This window comes from Nocardia sp. NPDC056064 (assembly GCF_042266925.1).
GTDB lineage: Bacteria > Actinomycetota > Actinomycetes > Mycobacteriales > Mycobacteriaceae > Nocardia.
Genome location: NZ_JBHJWO010000002.1, coordinates 1 through 21,844, shown reverse-complemented (window position 1 = coordinate 21,844; position 21,844 = coordinate 1). Strand labels below are relative to the sequence as shown.

The window sequence follows — 21,844 nt, the reverse complement described above, 5'->3', positions numbered from 1 at the left end:
GACGTAGCAATCGAGCACGGGGGTGCCACATGGAGTTCGGCAGCGTTGCCCAGCGGGAAGACGATGCGCGCGAGTTCGCTCGCACCGCGCACGGCGAGCAGAAATACGGCCAGGCGCCGTACATCACGCATCTGGCGGCCGTGCGCGCCGTCCTGACCGACTTCGGCTACGACGGCGCGCTCGGCGCGGCGGCCTGGTTGCACGATGTCATCGAGGACACTCCGGTGACGGCCGAGGAGGTCGAATCCCGTTTCGGCCGTGAGGTTCTCGATCTCGTCTGGGCCGTCACCGGCATCGGCCCCGACCGCAAGGCCCGCAATCTCGACGCCTACGCCAAGATCGCCGCCCATCCACCCGCGGTCGTCCTCAAACTCGCCGATCGCACCGCCAACGCCGAGGCCAGCCCGCCCGGCAGCAGCTGGATGGGCATGTACCGCACCGAACACGCCCTGTTCAAGGCCCACCTCGGTGACCTGCTCGCCGACGACCCCACCGTCGCCCGCATGTGGAAGCGCCTGGAGAGCCGACTCGACCTGACGGTCACACCACCGACCATCGAACAGTGGGCCGAGATCGACCGCCTCTTCGCCGAGGGTGACAAGCAGGCCGCTCTCGACGCGGTCTGCGCGGCCTTCGAGTGCACCCGCGACGAAGCCGAACTGGTGCTCATCGAACGGAGCTAGCGGCGCGCGGATGCTCCCGTGTCCGGATCGGCTTCGGGGGCAGGACTACTCGCGCACCGCTGCCACGGCGGCGGTGGCGACAGCGACATCGAGTATCTCGCGTGGAGCGCTACCACCGCCGGGCCCGGCGTCACCGGTCACGGACCGGCGGGCCGACAGGTGGATGGCGTCGACACCGGCGTCCCGCAGCGCGGGGATGTCGGCGACGCGGACGCCACCACCGGCCATGATCTCCACACCGCCGGCGTACTCCACCATCGCCGCCAGGGCGGGCAGTCCTTCGGCGCAGGTGGCGGCGCCGCCCGAGGTGAGGACACGGGTGATGCCCAGTTCACGCAGAACATTCAGCGCGGCAAGACGATCGGGCACTTGGTCGATGGCGCGATGGAAGGTGATCTGTCCCTGCCCGAGGCGGATGCCCTCGACCAGCCGCTCCAGCGCGGGCACATCCACCTCGCACCGCTCGGTGAGCGCGCCGACCACCACTCCGGCGGCACCGGCCTGCATCGCGGTGACCGCGTCGGCGGCCATCACCGCGAGTTCGTCCTCGTCGTACCCGAAATCGCCGGGGCGGCAGCGTATCAGCACATGCACCGGCACGCCGGTCGCCACCGCGCTCTCGATCAGCCCGAGGCTCGGTGTGATGCCGCCCGTGCTGCCCAGCGCCGAGCACAACTCCACCCGGTCGGCGCCGAGCTGCCGGGCCAGCCGCGCGCCGGTCACGTCCTGCACCGCGAACTCGAGCGCGGTCATCTCAGAACGACTGCCAGGCAGGCTTGTTCGCGAGGGCGTACCGGTAGTAGTCGGCCAGCTTCAGTTTGCTCGCGGCGGGCTCGTCGATCACCACGGTGACGTGTGGATGCCACTGCATCACCGAGGCCGGGCAGAATGCCGACAGCGGGCCCTCGGCGGCGGCGGCGATGGCGTCGGCCTTGCCCGGGCCGAGCGCGATCATCACCAGATGACCGGCATCGCGGATGGTGCCGAGCCCCTGGGTGAGGACGTGATGGGGGACGTCGTCGGGGCCGTCGAAGAACCGGGCGTTGTCCTTGCGGGTCTGTGCGGTGAGGGTCTTGACCCGGGTGCGCGAGGTGAGCGCCGAACCCGGCTCGTTGAAACCGATGTGGCCGTCGGTACCGATACCGAGCAGCTGGACATCGATCCCGCCCGCGGCGGCGATGGCGGCGTCGTAGCGTCGGCCCTCGCCGGCGATGTCCCCGGCCTCGCCGTTGGGGCTCAGCACCCGGGCCGCGTCGAGGTTGACGTGGTCGACAAACTCCGACCGGATCACCGAGAAATACGACTGCGGATGCTCTTTCGGCAACCCGACGTATTCGTCGAGCAGGAACGCGCTCGCGGTCGCGAAGTCGAGCTCACCCGCCTCGTATCGGCGCGCCATTTCCCGATAACTGCCGAGTGGGGAGGACCCGGTGGCCAATCCCAGGATCGCGTTCCCGCGCTCGACGTAACCGCCCACGATATCGGCGACCGTGTGTGCCACCTCGTCCTCGTCCGCCCGGATGACGATCTCCATCAGGTTCCCTCCGTTCCGGCGACGAACACCCGCCGCGGCTGCAGTGACTGGTCGGTGACGAGCAGATCGGCGCGCGCGCCGACGGTGAGCGTCCCGCGCTCGCCGTCGAGGCCGAGCATGCGTGCGGGCGTGCGGGTGGCGGCGGTGACGGCGTCGGCCAGGGGGACACCGGCCCGGTGCACAGTCCATCGCAGGACATCCGCGAGCGTGGCCGTGCCGCCCGCGATCGCGCCGGGCGACCCGTCCTCGGTGGCCAGCCGCGCGACCCGGTCGCGCACCCGCACATCGAGGGCCCCGAGCCGGTACTCGCCGTCGCGCATCCCCGCCGCGGCCATGGCGTCCGAGACCAGCGCGATCCGGTCCGGACCCACGGTGTCGAACACCATCGCGACGGTCTCCGGCGCCAGATGCACACCGTCGGCGATCAATTCGACCACCATCTCCCCGCGCCCGGCCGCGGCGAGACAGGCGGCCACCGGGCCGGGGGAGCGGTGGTGCAGTGCGGGCATGCCGTTGAACAGGTGTGTCGCGGTGAGCGGCCCGTCCGCCGCGGCCCGGATGCGCGCGGTGGTGGTGGCGGCGTCGGCGTCGGTGTGCCCGAGGCTGGGCAGCACGTCGTGGCGGCGCATGATGGTGAGCAAGTCGTCGAAGCGCGCGGTCTCGGGCGCCAGCGTCATCGAGCGGACCGTGCCCCGCGCGGCCGCCAGCACCCGCTCGAACAGGGCCGGATCGCCGGGCACGATCGCGGCGGGATCCTGGGCACCACACCGCACCGCGTTGAGGAACGGCCCCTCGAGATGGACGCCGAGCAGTTCCCCGCCCTCGACGAGCTCGGCGAGAATCGCCGCCTGCTCGAGCAGCACCTCGGGCCGCGCCGACACCAGACTGCCCAACAGCCCGGTCGTCCCGTGCTGTCGATGATGCGCCGCGGCCACACGTGACCCGGCCGTGTCCGCATTGGGAAACCCGAACCCCGCCCCACCGTGACAGTGCAGATCGATCAGCCCCGGCAGCACCAGCTCGGCCCGCGCCCGCGGAATCGACGCGGTCCCCGGATATTCGGCTGCGGCCCCGACCCAGCGGATACGCCCGTCGGCGAACTCCACCACCCCGTCGCCGATCTCGCCGGAGGAAGTGCCGACGAGATGCCCACGCACGATTCCGGACACGGCTACCCGCACCGCTTTCCGCCGCCAGGCCCGGATCGCGGCAGCGTGCCGACCACCGGCGCCGAACCCGTCGGCACCGTGCCGCTGGGGCACCGTCGCGGCGTCCGGCACCCGCGGCGCAGAAACCGGTTGCCGACCGCTACGGACTTGGGCCCGGCGGCGTATGGGGGCGAGCCACCCGGCCCGCCGTTCGAGCACCGTTGTGCCGTCGCGAAGCCTTCGCCGCGGCCCGGCATGATCACTCGCGTCCCAGGAGCATCGTCACCGCGTCCCGCGCCGCCTGCGGATTCCGCGCCGCGCGGGCTGCGTCGGCCGCCTCCCGGCACTGTTCGATGCCGACCTCGGCCAGGGCCGCGCGCACCCCGGGCAGCGCGGGCGCCGACATCGACAGACTCGTCACCCCGAGCCCCACCAGCACCGGCGCCAGCGTCGGGTCCGAGGCGGCTTCGCCGCACACCCCGACCGACTTGCCCGCCGCGGTCCCGGCCGCGCCGACCATCGCGATCAGATCCAGCACCGCGGGCTGCCACGGATCGAGCAGATGCGCGAGCCCGCCGGCCATCCGGTCGACGGCACAGGTGTACTGGCTCAGATCGTTGGTGCCGATGCTGACGAAGTCCAGGTGCGCCAGCAGATCCGGGGCGCGCAGGGCCGCCGCCGGGATCTCGATCATCGCGCCCACCATGGTGAGGCCGGATTCCCGGGCCAGCGCGGCGAATCCGGCCGCCTCGTCGGCGGTGGCCACCATCGGCGCCATCACCCACAGATCCGCGCCCGTCGCCGCGCCCGCCTGCGCCAAGGCCGTGAGCTGGGTGGCGAGCGTGTCCGGGAAGACGGTGCCGATGCGCAGCCCGCGCACGCCCAGTGCCGGATTCTCCTCGGTTCCGAGATCGAGGAAGGGCAGCGGCTTGTCGGACCCGGCATCGAGGGTGCGCACCACCACCCGGCGTCCGGCGAACTGCTCGAGCACGGTGGTGTAGGACGCGGTCTGTTCCTCGAGCGAGGGCGCCGCCGCCTTGCCGAGATACATGAACTCGGTGCGGAACAGGCCGACACCTTCGCTGTCGACGGGCCCCGCCTTCACCGCGTCGTCCACGGTGCCGATGTTCACCAGCAGCGGCACCGGTGTCCCGTCGGCGGTGTGCCCCGGCCCGCCCGCCGCCGCGAGCCGGGCGGCGTCGGCGGCGGCCCGCTCGGCCGCGACCTGCTGGCGCCGCGGGCTCGGATCGATCACCACCTCGCCGGTCGCGCCGTCGAGCAGCACCGGCGCACCCTCGACGAGCAGATCGGTCCCAGGACAGTTCACCACCGCGGGCAGGCCCAGCGACTTGGCGAGAATCGCGGTATGACTGGTCGGCCCGCCCTCGGTGGTGAGCAGGCCGACCACCTCGCTGTCACCCAGCATCGCGGTGTCGGCGGGCGCCAGATCCCGCGCGACCAGCACGAACGGATAGCCGGGTTCCGGAATACCGGGCATCGGTTCCCCGAGCAGCACCGCGACGGTGCGTCCGCCGATATCGCGCAGATCGGTCGCCCGCTCGGCCATGTACCCGCCGAGCGCCTCGAGCTTGGCGCAGAACCCCTCGAACGCCAGGTGCACCGCGTGCGCCGTCGGCATCCCCACCGCCAGTTCCTGCTCGGTGGCGGCCACGATGCCGGGGTCGCGCGCCATGGTCGCCGACATGGACAGGATCTCCGCGGCGACCCCGGTGACCCGTTTCGCCCTGGCCTGCATCTCGTCGGCCACACCGGCGAGCGCGTCCTTCACCCGGACGAGTTCGTCTGCGGGCGAACCGCCGACCGGGTCCTGCGCGGAGGTCTCGAGCTGCGCGCCGAAGCGCAGCCACGGCGCGGACACCACCCCGGGACTCACGCCGAGACCGCGGATCACCTGTTCGGGCATCGGGCGTCACTCACCTTCCAGTTTCTTGTCCAGCTTCGCTTCGGTCTCGGCGACCGACGGCGCGTCGGTGCGGGTGTCGCCGGTGGCGGCCAGCGCCGCTTGCGCCTCGACCGCGGCCACATCGGGTTTGCCCACCTCGACATCGGTTTCGGCCTCGCGACCGGGCGTGCGCAGGTTCCACTTCTTGATCACGAAGCTGAACAGCGCGTAGTAGATCACCGCGTAGCCGAGCCCGATCGGGATCAGCATCCACGCGTTGGTGGCCTTGCCGAAGTTGAGCAGATAGTCGATCGCGCCCGCCGAGAAGGTGAATCCGTCGTGGACACCCAACGCGTTCACCAGGGCCATCGAGGTACCGGTCAGGATCGCGTGCACCACATACAGCGGCCAGGCGACGAACATGAACGAGAACTCCAGCGGCTCGGTGATCCCGGTGACGAACGCCGTCAGACCCGTGGAGAGCATGATGCCGCCGACCAGCTTCTTCTGCGAGGGCCGCGCATTGCGCCAGATGGCCAGGGCCGCGGCGGGCAGCGCGAACATCATGATCGGGAAGAAACCGGTCATGAAGGTGCCCGCGGTCGGGTCACCGGCGAAGAAGCGGTTGAGGTCGCCGCGCACCAGCTGACCGGAGGCGTCGGTGTAGTCGCCGACCAGGAACCAGACCGTCGAGTTCAGGATGTGGTGCAGGCCGGTCGGGATGAGCAGGCGGTTGGCCGCGCCGTAGATGCCGCCGCCGAGCACGGTGTTGTCCGCGACGGTCTCACCCACCCAGGTGAGCGCGGAATTGAAAGCCGGGTAGACGAACGACATCGCCACACCGACTACCAGGCCGGTCACCGCCGTCAGGATCGGCACCAGCCGCCTGCCGTTGAAGAAACCCAGGAAATCGGGCAGTTTCGTGCGGTAGTACCGCTGCCACAGGATCGCCGAGAGCAGACCCATCACGATGCCGCCGAGCACGCCGTAGTTGATCAGCGCCTGCTCGCCCTTGGGGTCGGTCTTGCCTTCGAGCACGATCGGTGACATCGCCTCGAACACCCCGTTGATCACCATGTAGCCGACCACCGCGGCCAGCGCGGTCGAGCCGTCGGCCTTCTTGGCCCAGCCGATCGCGATGCCGACCGCGAAGATCAGCGGCAGCCAGGTGAACACCGCCTGCCCGGCCGCGGAGATCACCGACGCGGTGCTGTGCAGAGCGGAGAATCGGCCGAGCAGGTCGTCCTGGCCGAGCCGCAGCAGGATGCCCGCCGCGGGCAGCACCGCGATCGGCAGCATGAGGCTGCGACCCAGGCGCTGCAGACCCGCGAACACCTTCGATTCCTTCTGGGGGCTGTCGGTAACGGCAGTCATGTCGACCCTCTTCGAGAACTGTTGTGAACCAGTCACCCTGACGGGTACTGTCCGGTCATAACCAGTTGTCAGTTTGACCAGGTGGGTGTCGGATGTCAACCGCGAAATATGACGTGGCGCACATTCGAGGCTCCCATACTGGAACCGGCAACCACCGCGGAAAGGGAGAAGACATGTCCAAAGCGGAAGCGATCGTCGCCGGCCTGGGTGGCGCGGAGAACATCGTCGAGATCGAGGCCTGCATCACCCGCTTGCGCACCGAGGTCAAGGACGGCGGCAAGGTCGACGAGGCCGCGCTCAAGGCGGCGGGCGCGCACGGTGTGCTCAAGTCCGGGTCGGTGGTTCAGGTCGTGGTCGGTCCCGAGGCCGACACCCTCGCCGAGGACATCGGGGACATCCTGTGAGCGTGCCCGTCCTGGCCCCGCTGCCCGGCACGGTCCGCGCGCTCGCCGACGTCCCCGATCAGGTCTTCGCCGACCAGCTCGTCGGCTCCGGCGTCGCCGTCGACCCCGACCGCACCCGCGGCCCGCTCACCGTCGTGGCCCCCATCGCGGGCAAGATCCTCAAACTCCACCCGCACGCCTTCGTCATCCTGGGCGGTGGCATCGGCGTCCTGGTCCACCTGGGCATCGACACCGTCAAACTCGACGGCAAGGGTTTCGACCTGCACGTCACCGAGAAATCCGACGTCGACGCGGGCACTCCGATCGTCACCTGGGACCTGTCCACCCTCGAAGGCACCGGCTACGCGCCCATCTGCCCCGTCGTGGTCATGGACTCGAAGAAGGACACCATCCACCCCACCACCCTCGGCGCCACCGTCGAATCCGGCGAGTTCCTGTTCGACTCGCCGTAGTCCCGCGGACCGCCCGTCAGGCGGGCTCGCAGCCGATGCCGTCGCCGTTGTCGTCGAGCTCGTACTCGTCCGGCCCGATCACCCGCACGCGGCCGGTATAGCCGGGCCCGTCCCCGCCACCACCGAGGCAGTCGACATCGCTGTTGATCGGGACGCACGGGTCATAGGACGGGTGACAGTCGCGGGCAACCGGGGCCGCCGGGTCGGCGGCAGCTGTCGACGGCATGGCTATCGCGATCGCCAGTGCGGCGCCCGCGATCGATCCGACCAGCGCGGTAGTTCTCATGACGGCTCCGATCCTTCGACGAACCCAGCAATTCTCCCGCAAATTCCGGGCAATAGTCCGGGCGGAGATCGAATCGTTCGGGTGGGCGGTGCACAGTTGCGGGCGTGCACCGCCTCCGTCACAGACCGGCCACGCCGTCGTCGGAGCCGGACCCTACGGGCTGACCGGCTGGCGGATCTCGGTCTGGATGGGCCAGTGGTCGGCCAGCTGTTCGAAATACCGCTGGCTGCTCCACAATCGGTGGTTGCCGATGACATAGACGCGGCGGCGAGCCCGGGAGACGGCGGCATTGAGGACGTTCGGGTTGGCGGCCGCCCAGCGGCGCGACCCGCCCGCCGGGGGCGAGGTGCCGAGCACCAGCACGACGACCTCGGCGGAATCGCTGTGCATGGCGTGGACGGTGCCCACCTGACGTGCGGCGAACTCCGGCCCGAGGATGCCACGGGCAACGTCCTGCGCGCCCCGGGCGACATCACGGAACGGGCTGACCACCCGGATGTCGGCGGCCGCGACCCCGTCCTCGATCAGCTGCGCGAGCAGCACGGCCAGCGCCTCGCCCTCGCCGGGAATCCAGTTCCCCTCCGCGCCGATGGACCGGACATCGATCCACCGGTTCCCGCCGGGGAACTCCGGACGCTCCGGCGTGCCGAAGAACAGCAGGTCGTCGTCGTAGGCCAGCCGATGGGTCAGCTCGAAGATCGGCAGGTCACTGCGCCGGTGCACGCGCAGCGGGGTACCGACCCACACCGGCTCGTCGGCGTCGGCCGGGGTCAGCCAGGTCCCGTAGCGCACCCCGCGATCAGCGGCACTGCGCGCCGTCGCCCGGTCCGGCAGCCATTCGCGTTCGAGCCCGTACCGGCGCACCAGCGCCTCCTGCGCCGAGGTGGGCAGCACCCCGACCGGCCCCAGCTGACGATGATCGCCCACGATCACCGCGCGCCGCGTCCGCCACAACCCACCGGCCACCGACTGCGGCGCCGCCTGCCCGGCATCGTCGACGAACAACCAGCCCAGCGCCTCACGCCCGAGCCCGGCGAACAGCGTCGGCAGCGCGGCGAACGTCGTGGTCACCATCGGCACCGCGAGGAACAGCGTCTGCCACGCCGCCGCGATCGTCTCCGGCTTGGGCGCGACTTCCAGCTCACCCCGGATCAGCGCGATGACGACGATCAGGTTGTCGCGCACCCGCGGCGCCGCGTTCAGCAGAAAGGCCCGATGCACCTTCAACGCCGACACGAACACCTCGCGTCGCGCGGTCGCGTACTGCTCGTCGGCCCACGGATTGCACAGCTGGAACTGCTCCTCGTCCCCGGCCACATCGCCGAACGGGATGGTGCGCGCCCAGTTCTCGCGCGCCCGCTCGATCACGTCGAGGGCGTTCTCCCGCCGCGTGGTCAGCGCGAGATGGTCGCGGATGAGCCCGCGCCCGTGCTCGGCGGCCTGCGCCCACTGTTCGCGCGCGTAGTCGACCTCGCTCTGCCTGCGCCGCATGTCCGCCTCGGCCGCATGACGTTCCCGCAGCAGCTCGGTACTGCGCGCACTCCACCGCCGCCCCGACCGGAACCCCGTCGACAACGAGGCGAGGAACCCCGGCTTCTGCCCGCTGTGCTCCCCGAGCAGCTTGCCCGCCCGGTGATGCGCGGCCTGCGCGGCCCGCAGCTGTTCGGTCGCGCCCTGATGGCGCTCCCGCCAGTGCGCGTGCGCGTCGTCGGCATCGGCGATCTCGTCGGCCATCGACTGCAGCGCGGTGTTCATGTCGGGCAGCTCGGCGACCGCGTCGGCGACGTCCTGGCGTTCCTGGGCGAGCCTGCGCACCTCGGCGCGCCGGGTCGCGAAGTCGCGCACCGCCGTCGACCAGTCCGGGATCGAATCCGGGTCGGACTCGGCCTGTTTGAGGATGTCGAGCATGCCGACCGCGGACGGCTCGCTCTTGCGCTCGGTGGCGAACCGTTCGCCGAACCAGAACTGCTCGCCGTAACTGCGCCGCGCACCACCCAGGGCCGCGGCCACCAGCCCCCAGGCGGGTTCGCCGCCCACCAGTTCGGCCAGTTCGGTGAAGTGGTTGAGCCGCACGCCGGGATCGACGGCCTCGCGATGCTGGATCTCGGTGACCACCGCGGCCGCGGCCTCGTCGCTGCCGGTCGTCAGCACCACCTCGAACCCGGTGACCTGCGCGGCGAGCCGGTGCGCGCCGACGGTGTAGTTCCTGGCGACCTGCACCTGTTCGGTGATCCCGGTGAACGCCGCCATCGGATCGTCGAAGGTGGCCAGCTGCGTGGCGCGTTCGACCACGATGCCGGCGAGCAGATCGCGCAGCATGGTCGTGGTGCCGGTGCCCGGCGCGCCGTGGACCGCGAAGATCCCGGCGTCGTCGCGCAATTCGGCCAGCGCCCGGTCGACGGCGAACTGCTGACCCGAGACCAACGGGTCACCCGGCCAGCGCCCGTCCGGCACGAGGTGGGGGAGCAGTCCCTCGACCACCGCGTCCTGGCGCCTGCGGACATCGATGCGGTCGTCGGTCGGCAGCGTGGCCGTGGCGGCGAGGTAATCGCGCAGTGCCGCACCGATATCGCCCCGGTCGACCGCCTCGGCCAGCATGGCGAGGTCGGGCCCGAGGCCGCTGTTGAGGCGGTCCTCGACGGTGTCGGCGTCGCGGGTGGCGACCTGCACGCAGGCCACCCGCACCCCGCCCGCGCGCAGTTCGGAGCGGATTCCCAGTGCGCTGCACAGCTCGCCGGTGAAGGTCTGCAGGTCGCGCCCGGTGAGCTGTGGTGCCTCGCCCAGATCCTCGGGGTCGTCGGAGCGCACCCGCTGCGCGAACGCCAGCGCCGACATCCCCGCCAGCCCCGGCGAGATCACTCCGTCGGCCCCCGCCGCGATCAGTGAGGCACCGACGCCGCGCCCGGCCACATCCAGCCATCGGATGGTCTGCTGTTCGGCGTCCGGTGCCGCCGCGTCGCGGGTCAAGGTGTCGAAGGCCGCGGTGAACGCGGCCGAGTCGTGGTCGAATCCCTGTGCCCACCCCGGATCTCCCGGACCGGGTTCGCGCAGCCGGTTGATCGCCCAGGCCAGCCCCGACAGCGACGCCGAACCACCCACCACCACACCGTCACCGGTGAGGGTCACCGCGAAAGCGGCCGTGGTTCCGGCCCGCCGGGCGTCGGCCGCGCGGTGGTCGTCACCGAAGGCCCGGATCAGCGCCTCGCGCGCCCGGCCCAGCCCGAACAAGCCGCCGTAGACGACGAACTGCCAGCCGCGCCCGGCCCGCAACGCGGGTAGTTCCGCGCCGTCCTCCCACGGCGCCGGTCCTTCCGCGGCGAGCTCGACGACGAGCCCGTCGGCCGTCGGACCGACATCGGGAACACGATGCGGACCGAACAGCTCCAGGGTCTGCCAGAAACGTACGAGCCGCGCGGCGTGCTCGGATCCGCCCACGATGCACCCCATTCCCTCGGCCACCATGACAACCCCGACCACGCTACGCGATACCAATTCCCCTGGCACGGCACCCCGACGGTCCCGCCCGGCGTGGCGGGAATATGCGTTGCCCGCGAAGCCGCCACTGCCGCATCCTTGTCCGTATGGACGAACTGCGCCGCGCCGCCGACCTCTTCGCGGTCGGTGAACTCCCCGCCGAGCGCCTGTCGTACGCGGCCGCCGAGGCCCTGGCCCGAGGCCACGACACCCCGGCACTGCTCGACCTCGCCTGCCTGCACGTCACCGATTCCGGCCCGGCGCCCGGCCTGTTCCGTGCCGCGATGGCGGAACTCGGCATCGTCGCCGACGAGAACGGCTGGGTGACAAGGGAGGCCGAGGTCCGGCTCCGGCGCGCGAAGGAGCACGCCACTGCCCTGCTATCCGGTGCCGATATCGCCGGGCCCCACCTGGGCGGGCTCATCCACCAGCTGTCGGTGCTGGCGAGCTTCCCCGAGGCGTCGATCGGCGACCCCGGCGTGCTGTGGAACCACCTCGAGGCGCTGTCGGACTACCTCGCGGCCGATATCGGCGACTTCGAGGCGCTCCGTGCAACGATCCTTCGCGGGTGCCGCAGTCTGCTGGCGGGCCCGCCCTACGAGCCGATCCTGAACTACCAGCCGTCCCGGCCCTCCCTGCGTGCCCGGTGGGGCTCCTTCAATTCGCGTCTCCGAAATCGGGGAGTTCCGCGGCGGCCCTGACCGCCTCGGCCAGCTGATCGGCCGCCCCGCGCAGCTGCTCGGGGGAGTGTTCGGAAGTCAGGAAGAACCGCACCCGCTCCCCACCGGCCGGCACCGCGGGCGCCGAGATCGGCCCGGCGTAGATCCCGTGCTGGAGCAGCCGCGAGGCGACATACCCCACGCGCAGCTCTTGCGGAATCAGCACCGGGCAGATCGGCGTCCCCTGCGAGACACCGAGATCGAGCCTGCGCTCGGTGAGCAGCCCGTGGAACAGCTCGGCATTGGCCCACAGCCGGGTCAGCCGCTGCGGTTCGCAGTCGAGGACGTCGAGCGCGGCCAGTGCCGCACCGATCGTGGACGGCGCGGGCCCGCCACTGAGCGTCGCCACACCCGGCGCGCACACCTTCATCGCCCCGATCAGATCCGCTTCCCCGGCGACGAACCCACCGCAACTGCCCAGCGCCTTGGACAGCGTCCCCATCCAGATGTCCACGGTGTCACCGGCCAGCCCGAAGTGCTCGCGCACTCCGCGCCCGGTCTCGCCGAGCACCCCGAACGAATGCGCCTCGTCCACCATCACCGCACAGTCGAACTCCCTGGCCACCTCGGCGATCTCGGCCACCCGCCCGATCGTGCCGTCCATGCTGTAGTGCCCTTCGACCACCACCAGCGCGCGATCGAAATTGCCGCGCGCCATCCGCAGCACCGACCGCAGCGACTCGGGATCGTTGTGCCGGAAGGTGAGCTGACGCGCCCCCGCCCACTGCACCCCCGAACTCACACTGCGATGGATCAGCGCGTCGCAGATCGCCACGTCACCACTGCCGAGCAGGAATCCGATCACCCCGGCATTGGTGAGATACCCGCTGGTGGTGACCATGGCGTCGTCGACGTCGTACATCGTCGCCAGCCGCTGTTCGAGTTCGGCGTAGAGCGGGATCTCCCCGGCCACGATGCGCGAGGCCGACGCGGACGCGCCGTAGTTGTCGAGCGCGTCCTTGGCCGCCTGCACCACCTTCGGATGATTGGCCAGCCCGAGATAGTTGTAGGCACTGAAGTTCACCAGCTGCCGCCCCTGCCACCGGATGACGGTGTCGTTGGGGCTCTCCCGGGTGAGGAACACCGGATTGGGCATCCCGAACTGCTCGTGCACCGCCGCGATCATGGCGCGCTTGTTCGCCATGGCCGCCACCTCGGGATGATCGGCGAACTGCCGTCCCGGTCCCCGCCGCCGACGGACCGGGGCGGGCGCCGCGGCAGGCACCGCCGCCGCACCGGTCCCCGCCGCGGACAGCAACTTCCGGGCCAGCTCGCGCGCCGATTCGCTCACGCCGTCACCCCACCGACGATCGCCTCGGCCACCCGCGCCCCCGCCTGCTCCAGGCTGAACGAACGCCCCATCTTCATCGTCATCAATTCCACGCCGAGCGATTTCGACACCAGCGCACCGAATTCGACCGCCATCAGCGAATCCAGCCCGAGTTCGGGCACCGGCACCGTCAGATCGATCGAGTCCGCCGCCACGCCCATCACCTGGGCCAGCTGCTCGGCCAGCATGTAGGCCACCACCTCCCCGCGTCTGTCCTCGTCGAGCTCGGCCAGTTCGGCGCGCAACCGCGCCGCCGTCGAATCGTCCTGGGCCGCCGCGGCGATCTGCGCGGCGAGCCGCCCCGTCTGCGCGAAGAACGGCGCCGTGGCGGCCACCTTCGCCCAGTCGATCGGCATGATCGCGGCCTGCCTGACACCGAGCCGCAACGCCTGTTCGAGATAGCGGGTGCCCTCGTCCATATCGAGCGAATCGAACCCGGTGGTGCGCAGATAGCGAGCGATGTTTTCGTCCGCGGCGGCCATGCCACCGCCGGACATGTGCCCCCAGCCCACCGCCAGCGCCGTCCCGCCCGCCCGGACCACCGAGTCCGCGACGGCGTGCAGTGCGGTATTGGCGGCGGTGTAGGCGAATTGGCCGACGCCACCGAACATCGCCGACCCCGAGGAATACAGCACGAACTGGTCGAGCCGCACGTCCGCGGCACCCAGCCCGGCCACCAGGGCATGCACCCCGTCCACCTTCGGCCGGAACACCGTCGCCAGGCTGGCCTCGTCCATCACCGTCACCCGCTTGTCGTCGATCACCCCGGCGGTGTGGAACACCCCGCGCAGCGGATGCTCCGGAGTGTGCGCCCGCGCGATCACGCCGGCCACCGCCTCGGCATCGGTGACGTCGACCTGTTCCTCGACCACCGTGACCCCCTGCTCCCGCCACGCCGCGACCTGCCCGATCGCCGCGTCCGTGCGCGCCCCACCGCGCCCGGCCAGCGTCAGCCGCGTGGCACCTCGCCCCACCAGCCACCGCCCGGTCGCCAGCCCGAAGGCGCCGAACCCGCCGGTGACCAGATAGTTCGCCGCCGCGTCGACCGTCACCTCGGGCAGCGTCGGCCGCACCAGCGGCTCGGACTCGGTGAGATCCAGCGCGATCCGGTGCGTCCCGGTGGACCGGGCGACCGCCTCGAACGCCTGCCCCACCTCGGCGGTGCCGTAGCTGGTGAACGGCAGCGCCCGGTAGGTGCCGTCGTCGAAACGGGTGTTCACCTGCCGCACCAGATCGAGCACGGCCGTGGGCCGCACCCGCAGCATCCGGTCCAGGTCGAAGGAGTAGTAGGCGATGTTCTTGTCGAAGGCGGACAGTTCGAGCACGCCACCCGCGTAGATGTCGGCCTTGCCGATCTCCACGATCCGCCCGAATTCCGCGACCATGGTGAAGTTCTGACGCTGCAGTTCGCCCGGCGCGGTACTGAGGATCACGTCGACCCCGCGTCCGCCGGTCAGCGCCGCCACCTCGTCGAGGAGACTCAGCGACCGCGACCCGAGCACGTGATCGGCGCCCTCGGCCAGCACCCGCGCCCGCCGCTGCTCGGTGCTCGCCGTGCCGATCACGACCGCCCCGTGCAGTTTCGCGATCTGCACCGCCGCCGTCCCGACACCACCCGCCGCACCGTGCACCAGCACCGTCTCGCCGGGCCGCACCCTGGCCAGCTCGAGCAACGCGTGCTCGGCCGTCGCGAACGCGGTTCCGCTGGTGCAGCGCCCGGGATCGGTCTCCGGCTCGACCCGCGCCACCTGGTCGGCGCCCGTGGTGTGGAACCGCGCGATCATGCCCCGCGACGTCACCACCACCGCGTCCCCGACCGCGACCCCGCTCACCCCCGCGCCGACCCGGACCACCGTGCCCGCGCCTTCCATCCCGGGCACGGTCCCGAAATACGTCGGCGCCAGCTCGCGTTCGCCCAGCAGCCCGATCACCTTCAGCGCGTCCTTGTAGTTGAGCCCGACCGCGCGCATCCGCACCTCGACCTCGCCTGCCCCGGGTGTCCGTCGCGCACATCGCCGCCACCCGAGTTTCGCGAACGTGCGCGACGACGGCAGTTCCAGCGCGAAGTTCGCCTCCGGATCGGTGAGCGGTTCGGCGGTGTCGAGCGCCTCGAGCCGTTGCGGCAGCGACCGGTCCACCACGGTGGTCCAGCGCAACCCGTTGCGCAGCACGATCTCGTCACCGAGGTCGTAGGTGAACGCGCCGGGAATCGTGAGCTCGGCCGCCAGGTCGGCGGCCTGCACGTCGGCGTCGATGTCGACCAGCCGCCACCGCAACCGCGACTGCTCGTTGAGCAGCACCCGGCGCGCACCGGCCACCGCCGCCTGCCCGGGATCGGGTGCCGTGAGGTCGGCCGGATGCGCGTAGGCGTGCGCGGTGACGACCGTGGCGTGCAATGCCCCGTCACCGGTCATCGGGATCTCGACGCCGAGCTCGATCGCCCGATGATCGAGGAAGCCTTCCAGGGCCACCGCCACCCGCCGCAACGCCCACAGCCCCGCGACATCGCCGTCACCGGGCACCACACAGACGTGCACCCGCGACACCGCCTCACGGGCGACCACCTCGCCCAGCTGCCGCGTCAGCGTCGCCTCCAGCTCGGCATCGGCCGGATCGAGCGACAGCACCGCCGACCCGATCCCGCTGTCACACACCGCTTTGTGCACCTGCTCGACCCGATCCTGCGCCCCGAGACCCACGATCAGAGTGAACGTCCCGTCGGTCCCCGGCAGCGCGGCCGGATCGACCGGTTCGCGCAACTCCCAGCGGTCCTCGTAGAACAGCTCGGTCATCCGCTGCAACGGCCCCGCGCCCGGCGTCAGCGACCCGAACCGCACTCCCCGGATCTGCAGGCACACCGCGTCCCCGTCGAGCAGATCGATATCGGCGACCGGCGCGTCACCCTCGGACAACCGCGCCACCACCGTCACCCGCGCGGGCAGCGCGGCCAGCCTGCGCACCGATCCCACCCCGACCGGCACCATCGCGCCGTCGTGCGAGCCGCCGCGCGCGGCCAGCAGCGCCGCCACGGTCTGCAATGCCGCGTCCACCACCGCCGGATGCGCGAGATAGCCTGCCTCCGTGTCGATCTCGCCGTCGACCCGCGCGACCACGGTCGCCGCGTCCAGCCAGATCTCGGTGACCCGCCGGAACGTCGGCCCGTACTCCAGCCCCGCCGCGGTCAGTCCCGCGTAGAACCCGGCGGGATCGACGGACACCATCGCGGCGAGATCCGGCAGCTCAGCCGTGGTCGGATCATAGGAACCCTCGACCACCCGCCCCAGCGCGTGCACGGTCCAGTGCGCCCCGGCCGCGCCCCGCGACCGGATCGTGAACCGCCGCGTCGACTCCTCCAGGTGCAGCTCCACGATCGGCGCGTCACCCCCGTCGACCACCAGTGGCGCGACGAACCGCACCCCCTCGACCCCCACCTGCGCCGATTCGGTCCGCACCGCCGCCGCGCTGAGCGCCGCCTCCAGATACCCCGCCCCCGGCAGAATCCGCATCCCACCGACCACGTGATCGTCCAGCCACGGCTGCGCGGCGACCGTCAGGTGCCGCCGCCAGGTCGACGGATCGTCCGGATGCGGGTCACCCAGCATCGGATACGCACCGGGCGTCCCGTGCCGCAGCAACCGCATCTCGGGCAGCTCGGAGCGCAGCCGGGTCCGCTGCCACGGGTACCGCGGCAGGTCCACCTGCGGTGTCGGCCCGTCCACCGCGGTGAACAGCGCGTCGACATCCAGCGCCCCCGCGGCGTAGAGATCGGCCAGCACCTGCCGCATGCTGTGCCCGTCGCGCTGCTTGCGGTTCAGCGTGGCCACGGTCGTCCCGGCCTCGCCCGTCCCGATGAGGATCTCCCGGATGTTGGCCCCCAGCACCGGATGCGGCCCCACTTCGAGGAATACCCGATGCCCCGCCCGCACGACCGCGCTCACCGCGTCGGCGAACCGCACCGGCCGACGCACATTCGCGCACCAGTACTCCGCGTCCCACCCGTCGGAGGTCACCAGCGCGCCGGTCACGGTGGAGTACAGCGGAATTCGCGGCTCGGCCACGGTCAGTCCCGCCAGCGCACCACGCAGCTCGTCGAGAATCGGATCCATCAGCGCACTGTGATACGGCACCTCGACTGTCAGCCGCCGCGCGAAAACACCCTGCTCGGTGAGCAATTCGGCGATCTCGTCGAGCCGATCGACCGCCCCCGCCAGCGTCACGGCCGACGGACTGTTGATCGCGGCGATATCCACCGTGTCGTCGGCGGTGAGCACCTCACGCACCGCGTCCGGCCCCAGCCCCACCGCCAGCATCCCGCCGGTCCCCGCCGTCGTCGCCTGCAACCGCGCCCGGTGGTAGCTCACCAGCACCGCGTCCCGCAGCGACAACATCCCCGTCACGTGCGCCGCCGCCACCTCACCGACACTGTGCCCGACCACCACCGCGGGCTCGATCCCACGCTCCCGCAGGGCCGCGAACAGCGCCACCTGCACCAGGAAGTTCGCCGGCTGAGCGACCGCCGTCGTGCTCACCCGCGACTCGTCCTCCGGCCGCAGCAGCTCCTCGACGATCGACCACCCCGCGACGGCCTGGAACTCCGCGTCCACCCGCCGCGCCTCATCAGCGAAAACCCCGTCGGCACCGAGCAATTCCCGCGCCATACCCCACCACTGCGGCCCCATGCCGGTGAACACGAACACCGGCTCGGCCGCCTTCTTGACGACCGTCCGCCCGACACGTCCCGCCCCGGTGGCGAGCCCGACCAGCCCCTCGACCAGCCCGCTGTCGTCCCCGAAGGCGATCGCCGCCCGCACCGGATGATGATGGCGCCGCCGCCAGGCCGCCTCCGCCAGTGCCGCCGGATCGGCACCCTCGGCGATCCGCTCGGCCATCCCGAGCGCCAGCTGCCGCACCGCCGCCTCCGACCGCGCCGACAACGGCAGCACCCCGAAATGCGCGGGCGCCCGGCCCACTCCGGCCTCCGTCCGATACTCCTGCAGAATCGCGTGCGCGTTGGTCCCGCCGTACCCGAACCCGTTGACGGCCACCGTCATCCGCTCGACCTCGGCCCCCACCGGCTCCGCCTCGGTCTGCACCCGGATACCCCACTCCGCGAACGGGATCTCCGGATTCGGCGTCTCCAGCCACCCCTGCGGTGGAATCGTCCGATGGCGCACCGCCAGCGCCGATTTGATGACACTCGCGATCCCCGACGCCGCCTCGGTATGCCCCAGCGTCGCCTTCAGCGACCCGACCCCGAGCGGCTGCGCCCGCCCCGTCGACACCCCGTACGCCCGTCCGATGGCCCGCAGCTCCAACGGATCACCCACCGGTGTCCCGGTCCCGTGCGCCTCCACATAGGTGACGTCCCGCGCTGCGACCCCCGAGCGCCGGATCACCGTGCGCGCCAGCGCCTCCTGCGCCGCAGCATTGGGCACGGTGATGGCGGTGGTCCGTCCGTCCTGATTGGTCCCGGTGGCCTTGACCACCGCGTAGATCCGGTCACCGTCGCGTTCGGCGTCGGCCAGCGCCTTCAGCACCACGATGCCCGCGCCCTCGCCACGCCCGTACCCGTCGGCCGCCGCGTCGAACGGCTTGCTGCGCCCGTCCGCCGCCAGGAACCCGCCCTTGCACATCGACACGAACGTCTCCGGCTGCACCATCACGTTCACGCCGCCGGCGATCGCCAGCTCGCAGTCACCGTTCGCGATCGCCTGACACGCCAGATGCAGCGCCACCAGCGACGACGAGCACGCGGTGTCGATCGTGACCGCGGGCCCCTGCAAATCCAGCGCGTACGCGATGCGATTCGACAGCATCGTGTACGACACCCCGACCGCGGTGTGCAGATCCACATGCGGCAGCGCGGGCCCGACCGAGGTCGCCAGCTGATCCAGCGTGAACGCCCCGACGAACACCCCCAGCGAGGCCCCCGCGCTGCGCCCGGCGATCCCGGCGTCGTCGAGCGCCTCCCACGCCACCTCCAGCACCAGCCGCTGCTGCGGGTCCATCGCCGTCGCCTCGCGCGGCGAGATCCCGAAGAACTCCGGGTCGAACTCCCACGGGTCCTCGGTCATGAAGGCGGCGCGCTTGGTGTACATCCGTCCGGGCGCGCGCCGATCGGCGTCGTAGTAGCGTCGCCAGTCCCAGCGGTCCGCCGGGATCTCGCGCACTCCGTCGCGCTTGTCGATCACGAAGTCCCAGAACGACTCCGGTGAATCGATGCCGCCGGCATAGCGGCAGCCGATACCGACGATGGCAATGTCAGGCATGGGGAATCCTCGTCCAGCTCGGGAATTCGTACGGTCGTCGGCGGAGACCCGCCGGTCGGTCCTACCGGGGCCGGCGAACCATGATGTTCAGCTCGGGCCCCGCGTCACCCAGGCGCACCGCGCCGACGCGCTCGTTACCCAGCGCCTGGTAGTAGCCCACATTGGCGTCCTTGCAGATCCCGCAGATCGCGGCACCCTCCCGATCCGCCCGCGCGGTGAACGACGCGTACAGCGCGCGCCCCACACCGCTGCGCTGCAAGGCCGGGTCGGCCCCGAGATACACGTGGAAGAAGTGCGGCTCGTCCGGTGCCGCGCGATCCATCGCCGCGTCCACCTCGATCCCGCGCCGCACAGCCCCACCCATCGCCGCGAGAAGCTGTGGCCCCGCGATCATTTCGCGCAGCCCACCGGGCCGATAACCCCGCGGATACCACAGCAGCGCGCCGACCACCCGGTCCCTCAGCACCGCCACCTCGGCCCCGCCGGAAGGCAGGAAACGGTGGGTGATCATCGCCCGCAACATCCGCGGAGCACGCCGTCCGCGTACGGCCTCGTCCGGGAAGATGTACTCGTCGATCGGGTCGTCATAGGCGAAGGCCCCGGCCAGCACATCCACCATCCCGGCGATGTCGGCCCGCGTCGCGGCACGCACGACAGGACTGAGCTTTGATGTCAAAACTGTTGTACCTCAAACGATCTGCGCGTACTCCGGGACGTCGGGATCGCCTCGGCAGTCGGCGGTCGTCAGGCTAGCCCAGCGTGTCGCGCAGGCCGAGTGATTCTTGCGCCCGGCCACGTTTTGTAAAGTTTTGTACGCCGGAAACCGAGGTCGTGCACCTTCTGCCACACCAGTTTTGGGGTCATGACAACAGCATCTGAGCGACCGCCTTCGGCGCCGCCAGCCACTCCCGGATGTTGTTGCGGAACTCGGTCTGGCGCCTGCACTCGCAATAGGCGACCACACCGTCGGCATCGATCCCCGTCTCCCGGCACAGCGCCACCGCCCGCGGCAGATGCTGATACTGCGTGACGATGATCGCCCGCTCCACCCCGAACATCGTCCGCGCCCGCTCGCACGTCTCCCGCGTCGAGAACCCCTCCCCATCGGCCCGCACGATCGCCGGATCCACCCCGTGCTCGCTCAGATACCGGCTCATCGACGCGATCTCGTCCCCCGACGAGCCACCCGCGTCCCCCGACAGCAGGATCTCGCCGGCCTTCCCCGCCGCCACCAACTCGATCGCCACGTCCAGGCGCCCCCGCAGATACGCCATCGGTGTCCCGTCCGCGCCCACCTTGGCCCCCGGCACGATCACCACCGGCACCACCGGCGCCCCCGCCACATCACTGCGATGCCCCGAAGACATGGCCCACAGCGCCACATTCGACCCGATCGTCACGAACGCCAGCCCACTCACCACGACAAAGCCCGCCCCGACGATGCGCCGCCACCCCCGCCGCTTCGCTGTGGCCTTCTCTTTCCCCGCGTTCCGCATCGCCGTTCCCTCCCTCGTCCGGACAGACCGAATGTCACCGTACCGTTCACCGTCCCCAAAATGCCGTCCGACCAGGCGATTTGACTTCGTGTTCGGCGATGCGTAACTTAATTCGAGTCAGAGCGACACGGACACCGACCCGGCCACCAGGTGGCAGGGAAACGAGGTAGGACGATGAGCGCCTGACTGATCATGTGTTCGGGGTCATGATGCTGGGAGCTTGCTTCCGGTCATGGACTTGAGCTAAAGTATGAACCCTTGCCCTGCTGAGACCCCTGCTACATGTTGCGGGTGGAAGCTTGTGCGTGTGTTCTTTGAGAACTCAATAGTGTGTCGATGAATGTCAGTGCCAATATTATTATTGGTTCCGGCCTCTCATACCCCCCGGTTGACGAGGTCGGACATTTTGAATGTCAGCAAACTTTTGCTGGTGTTCGCATTGCTAGGTTTTCGGACTCTAGTTAGATATTTCTGATTCGCTCTTCGGAGTGTTTCGAGAGTCTTCAACGGAGAGTTTGATTCTGGCTCAGGACGAACGCTAGCGGCGTGCTTAACACATGCAAGTCGAGCGGTAAGGCCCTTCGGGGTACACGAGCGGCGAACGGGTGAGTAACACGTGGGTGATCTGCCTTGCACTTCGGGATAAGCCTGGGAAACTGGGTCTAATACCGGATATGACCATGGAATGCATGTTCTGTGGTGGAAAGATTTATCGGTGCGAGATGGGCCCGCGGCCTATCAGCTTGTTGGTGAGGTAACGGCTCACCAAGGC

Annotated in this window: 15 protein-coding genes and 1 rRNA gene; 5 read left to right on the top strand and 11 right to left on the bottom strand. The window is 70.5% G+C overall.

What is annotated here, in order from left to right:
- Positions 1–29: 29 nt before the first annotated feature.
- Positions 30–683 carry an HD domain-containing protein gene (locus tag ACFC06_RS23875; RefSeq protein WP_375935826.1) on the top strand — a complete coding sequence of 218 codons (654 nt, stop codon included), beginning with the start codon at positions 30–32 and terminating at the stop codon, positions 681–683.
- A 45-nt stretch (positions 684–728) separates the two neighbouring features.
- Here the strand turns inward: ACFC06_RS23875 and ACFC06_RS23870 are convergent, their stop codons facing one another.
- From ACFC06_RS23870 to ACFC06_RS23850, 5 genes are all read right to left on the bottom strand, one after another.
- A complete protein-coding gene (locus ACFC06_RS23870; RefSeq protein ID WP_375935823.1) occupies positions 729–1,436 on the bottom strand; it encodes a copper homeostasis protein CutC in 708 nt (235 codons plus the stop codon).
- A 1-nt stretch (position 1,437) separates the two neighbouring features.
- Positions 1,438–2,217: a glucosamine-6-phosphate deaminase gene (gene nagB / locus ACFC06_RS23865; protein ID WP_375935820.1), complete on the bottom strand. Its 780-nt coding sequence runs from the start codon at positions 2,215–2,217 to the stop codon at positions 1,438–1,440.
- The gene (locus ACFC06_RS23860; RefSeq protein WP_375937286.1) at positions 2,217–3,398 is read right to left on the bottom strand and encodes an N-acetylglucosamine-6-phosphate deacetylase; all 1,182 of its coding nucleotides are present in this window, start codon (positions 3,396–3,398) and stop codon (positions 2,217–2,219) included. Before ACFC06_RS23860 ends, nagB begins: the two co-directional genes overlap by 1 nt.
- A 226-nt stretch (positions 3,399–3,624) precedes the next feature.
- Entirely contained in the window at positions 3,625–5,289 is a 1,665-nt protein-coding gene (gene ptsP / locus ACFC06_RS23855; protein WP_375935817.1) for a phosphoenolpyruvate--protein phosphotransferase, read from the bottom strand.
- Positions 5,290–5,295: 6 nt separating this feature from the next.
- Entirely contained in the window at positions 5,296–6,642 is a 1,347-nt protein-coding gene (locus tag ACFC06_RS23850) for a PTS transporter subunit EIIC (RefSeq protein ID WP_375935814.1), read from the bottom strand.
- 173 nt (positions 6,643–6,815) lie between these two features.
- Here ACFC06_RS23850 and ACFC06_RS23845 point away from each other — a divergent pair, with 173 nt between their 5' ends.
- Together ACFC06_RS23845 and ACFC06_RS23840 are read left to right on the top strand one after the other, a co-directional pair.
- The gene (locus ACFC06_RS23845) at positions 6,816–7,046 is read left to right on the top strand and encodes a glucose PTS transporter subunit EIIB (protein ID WP_375935811.1); all 231 of its coding nucleotides are present in this window, start codon (positions 6,816–6,818) and stop codon (positions 7,044–7,046) included.
- Positions 7,043–7,498, top strand: coding sequence for a PTS glucose transporter subunit IIA (locus ACFC06_RS23840; protein WP_375935808.1), 456 nt, complete (start codon positions 7,043–7,045; stop codon positions 7,496–7,498). Before ACFC06_RS23845 ends, ACFC06_RS23840 begins: the two co-directional genes overlap by 4 nt.
- A gap of 16 nt (positions 7,499–7,514) precedes the next feature.
- Here ACFC06_RS23840 and ACFC06_RS23835 read toward each other — a convergent pair whose 3' ends face one another.
- Positions 7,515–7,784, bottom strand: coding sequence for a hypothetical protein (locus ACFC06_RS23835; protein ID WP_375935805.1), 270 nt, complete (start codon positions 7,782–7,784; stop codon positions 7,515–7,517).
- 153 nt (positions 7,785–7,937) lie between these two features.
- Positions 7,938–11,219 carry a DEAD/DEAH box helicase gene (locus ACFC06_RS23830; RefSeq protein ID WP_375935802.1) on the bottom strand — a complete coding sequence of 1,094 codons (3,282 nt, stop codon included), beginning with the start codon at positions 11,217–11,219 and terminating at the stop codon, positions 7,938–7,940.
- Positions 11,220–11,365: 146 nt separating this feature from the next.
- On the opposite strand from ACFC06_RS23830, the gene ACFC06_RS23825 reads away from it, so the two are divergent.
- On the top strand, positions 11,366–11,959 hold the full coding sequence (locus ACFC06_RS23825; RefSeq protein WP_375935799.1) for a hypothetical protein: 594 nt from the start codon (positions 11,366–11,368) through the stop codon (positions 11,957–11,959).
- Here the strand turns inward: ACFC06_RS23825 and ACFC06_RS23820 are convergent.
- The 4 genes from ACFC06_RS23820 to ACFC06_RS23805 all read right to left on the bottom strand — a co-directional run bounded on the left by ACFC06_RS23820 (position 11,916) and on the right by ACFC06_RS23805 (position 21,072).
- On the bottom strand, positions 11,916–13,268 hold the full coding sequence (locus ACFC06_RS23820; protein ID WP_375935796.1) for an aminotransferase class I/II-fold pyridoxal phosphate-dependent enzyme: 1,353 nt from the start codon (positions 13,266–13,268) through the stop codon (positions 11,916–11,918). The genes ACFC06_RS23825 and ACFC06_RS23820 overlap by 44 nt on opposite strands.
- Positions 13,265–19,576 (bottom strand): SDR family NAD(P)-dependent oxidoreductase, encoded by a 6,312-nt coding sequence (locus tag ACFC06_RS23815; protein ID WP_375935793.1) that lies wholly within the window; start codon positions 19,574–19,576, stop codon positions 13,265–13,267. Before ACFC06_RS23815 ends, ACFC06_RS23820 begins: the two co-directional genes overlap by 4 nt.
- 61 nt (positions 19,577–19,637) lie before the next feature.
- Complete coding sequence (locus ACFC06_RS23810) at positions 19,638–20,228, bottom strand: GNAT family N-acetyltransferase (RefSeq protein ID WP_375935790.1); 591 nt, start codon at positions 20,226–20,228, stop codon at positions 19,638–19,640.
- A gap of 208 nt (positions 20,229–20,436) precedes the next feature.
- Entirely contained in the window at positions 20,437–21,072 is a 636-nt protein-coding gene (locus ACFC06_RS23805) for a vancomycin high temperature exclusion protein (protein ID WP_375935787.1), read from the bottom strand.
- 503 nt (positions 21,073–21,575) lie between these two features.
- Between ACFC06_RS23805 and ACFC06_RS23800 the strand changes: the two genes are divergently transcribed.
- A 16S ribosomal RNA gene (locus ACFC06_RS23800) occupies positions 21,576–21,844 on the top strand; the annotation flags it as partial.

Bases quoted from the DNA above. Each gene is read 5' to 3' on its own strand.
- ACFC06_RS23875 (WP_375935826.1), top strand. From the start codon at position 30: ATGGAGTTCGGCAGCGTTGCCCAGCGGGAAGACGATGCGCGCGAGTTC.
- ACFC06_RS23870 (WP_375935823.1), bottom strand. From the start codon at position 1,436: ATGACCGCGCTCGAGTTCGCGGTGCAGGACGTGACCGGCGCGCGGCTG.
- nagB (WP_375935820.1), bottom strand. From the start codon at position 2,217: ATGGAGATCGTCATCCGGGCGGACGAGGACGAGGTGGCACACACGGTC.
- ptsP (WP_375935817.1), bottom strand. From the start codon at position 5,289: ATGCCCGAACAGGTGATCCGCGGTCTCGGCGTGAGTCCCGGGGTGGTG.
- ACFC06_RS23850 (WP_375935814.1), bottom strand. From the start codon at position 6,642: ATGACTGCCGTTACCGACAGCCCCCAGAAGGAATCGAAGGTGTTCGCG.
- ACFC06_RS23845 (WP_375935811.1), top strand. From the start codon at position 6,816: ATGTCCAAAGCGGAAGCGATCGTCGCCGGCCTGGGTGGCGCGGAGAAC.
- ACFC06_RS23835 (WP_375935805.1), bottom strand. From the start codon at position 7,784: ATGAGAACTACCGCGCTGGTCGGATCGATCGCGGGCGCCGCACTGGCG.
- ACFC06_RS23825 (WP_375935799.1), top strand. From the start codon at position 11,366: ATGGACGAACTGCGCCGCGCCGCCGACCTCTTCGCGGTCGGTGAACTC.
- ACFC06_RS23815 (WP_375935793.1), bottom strand. From the start codon at position 19,576: ATGCCTGACATTGCCATCGTCGGTATCGGCTGCCGCTATGCCGGCGGC.
- ACFC06_RS23805 (WP_375935787.1), bottom strand. From the start codon at position 21,072: ATGCGGAACGCGGGGAAAGAGAAGGCCACAGCGAAGCGGCGGGGGTGG.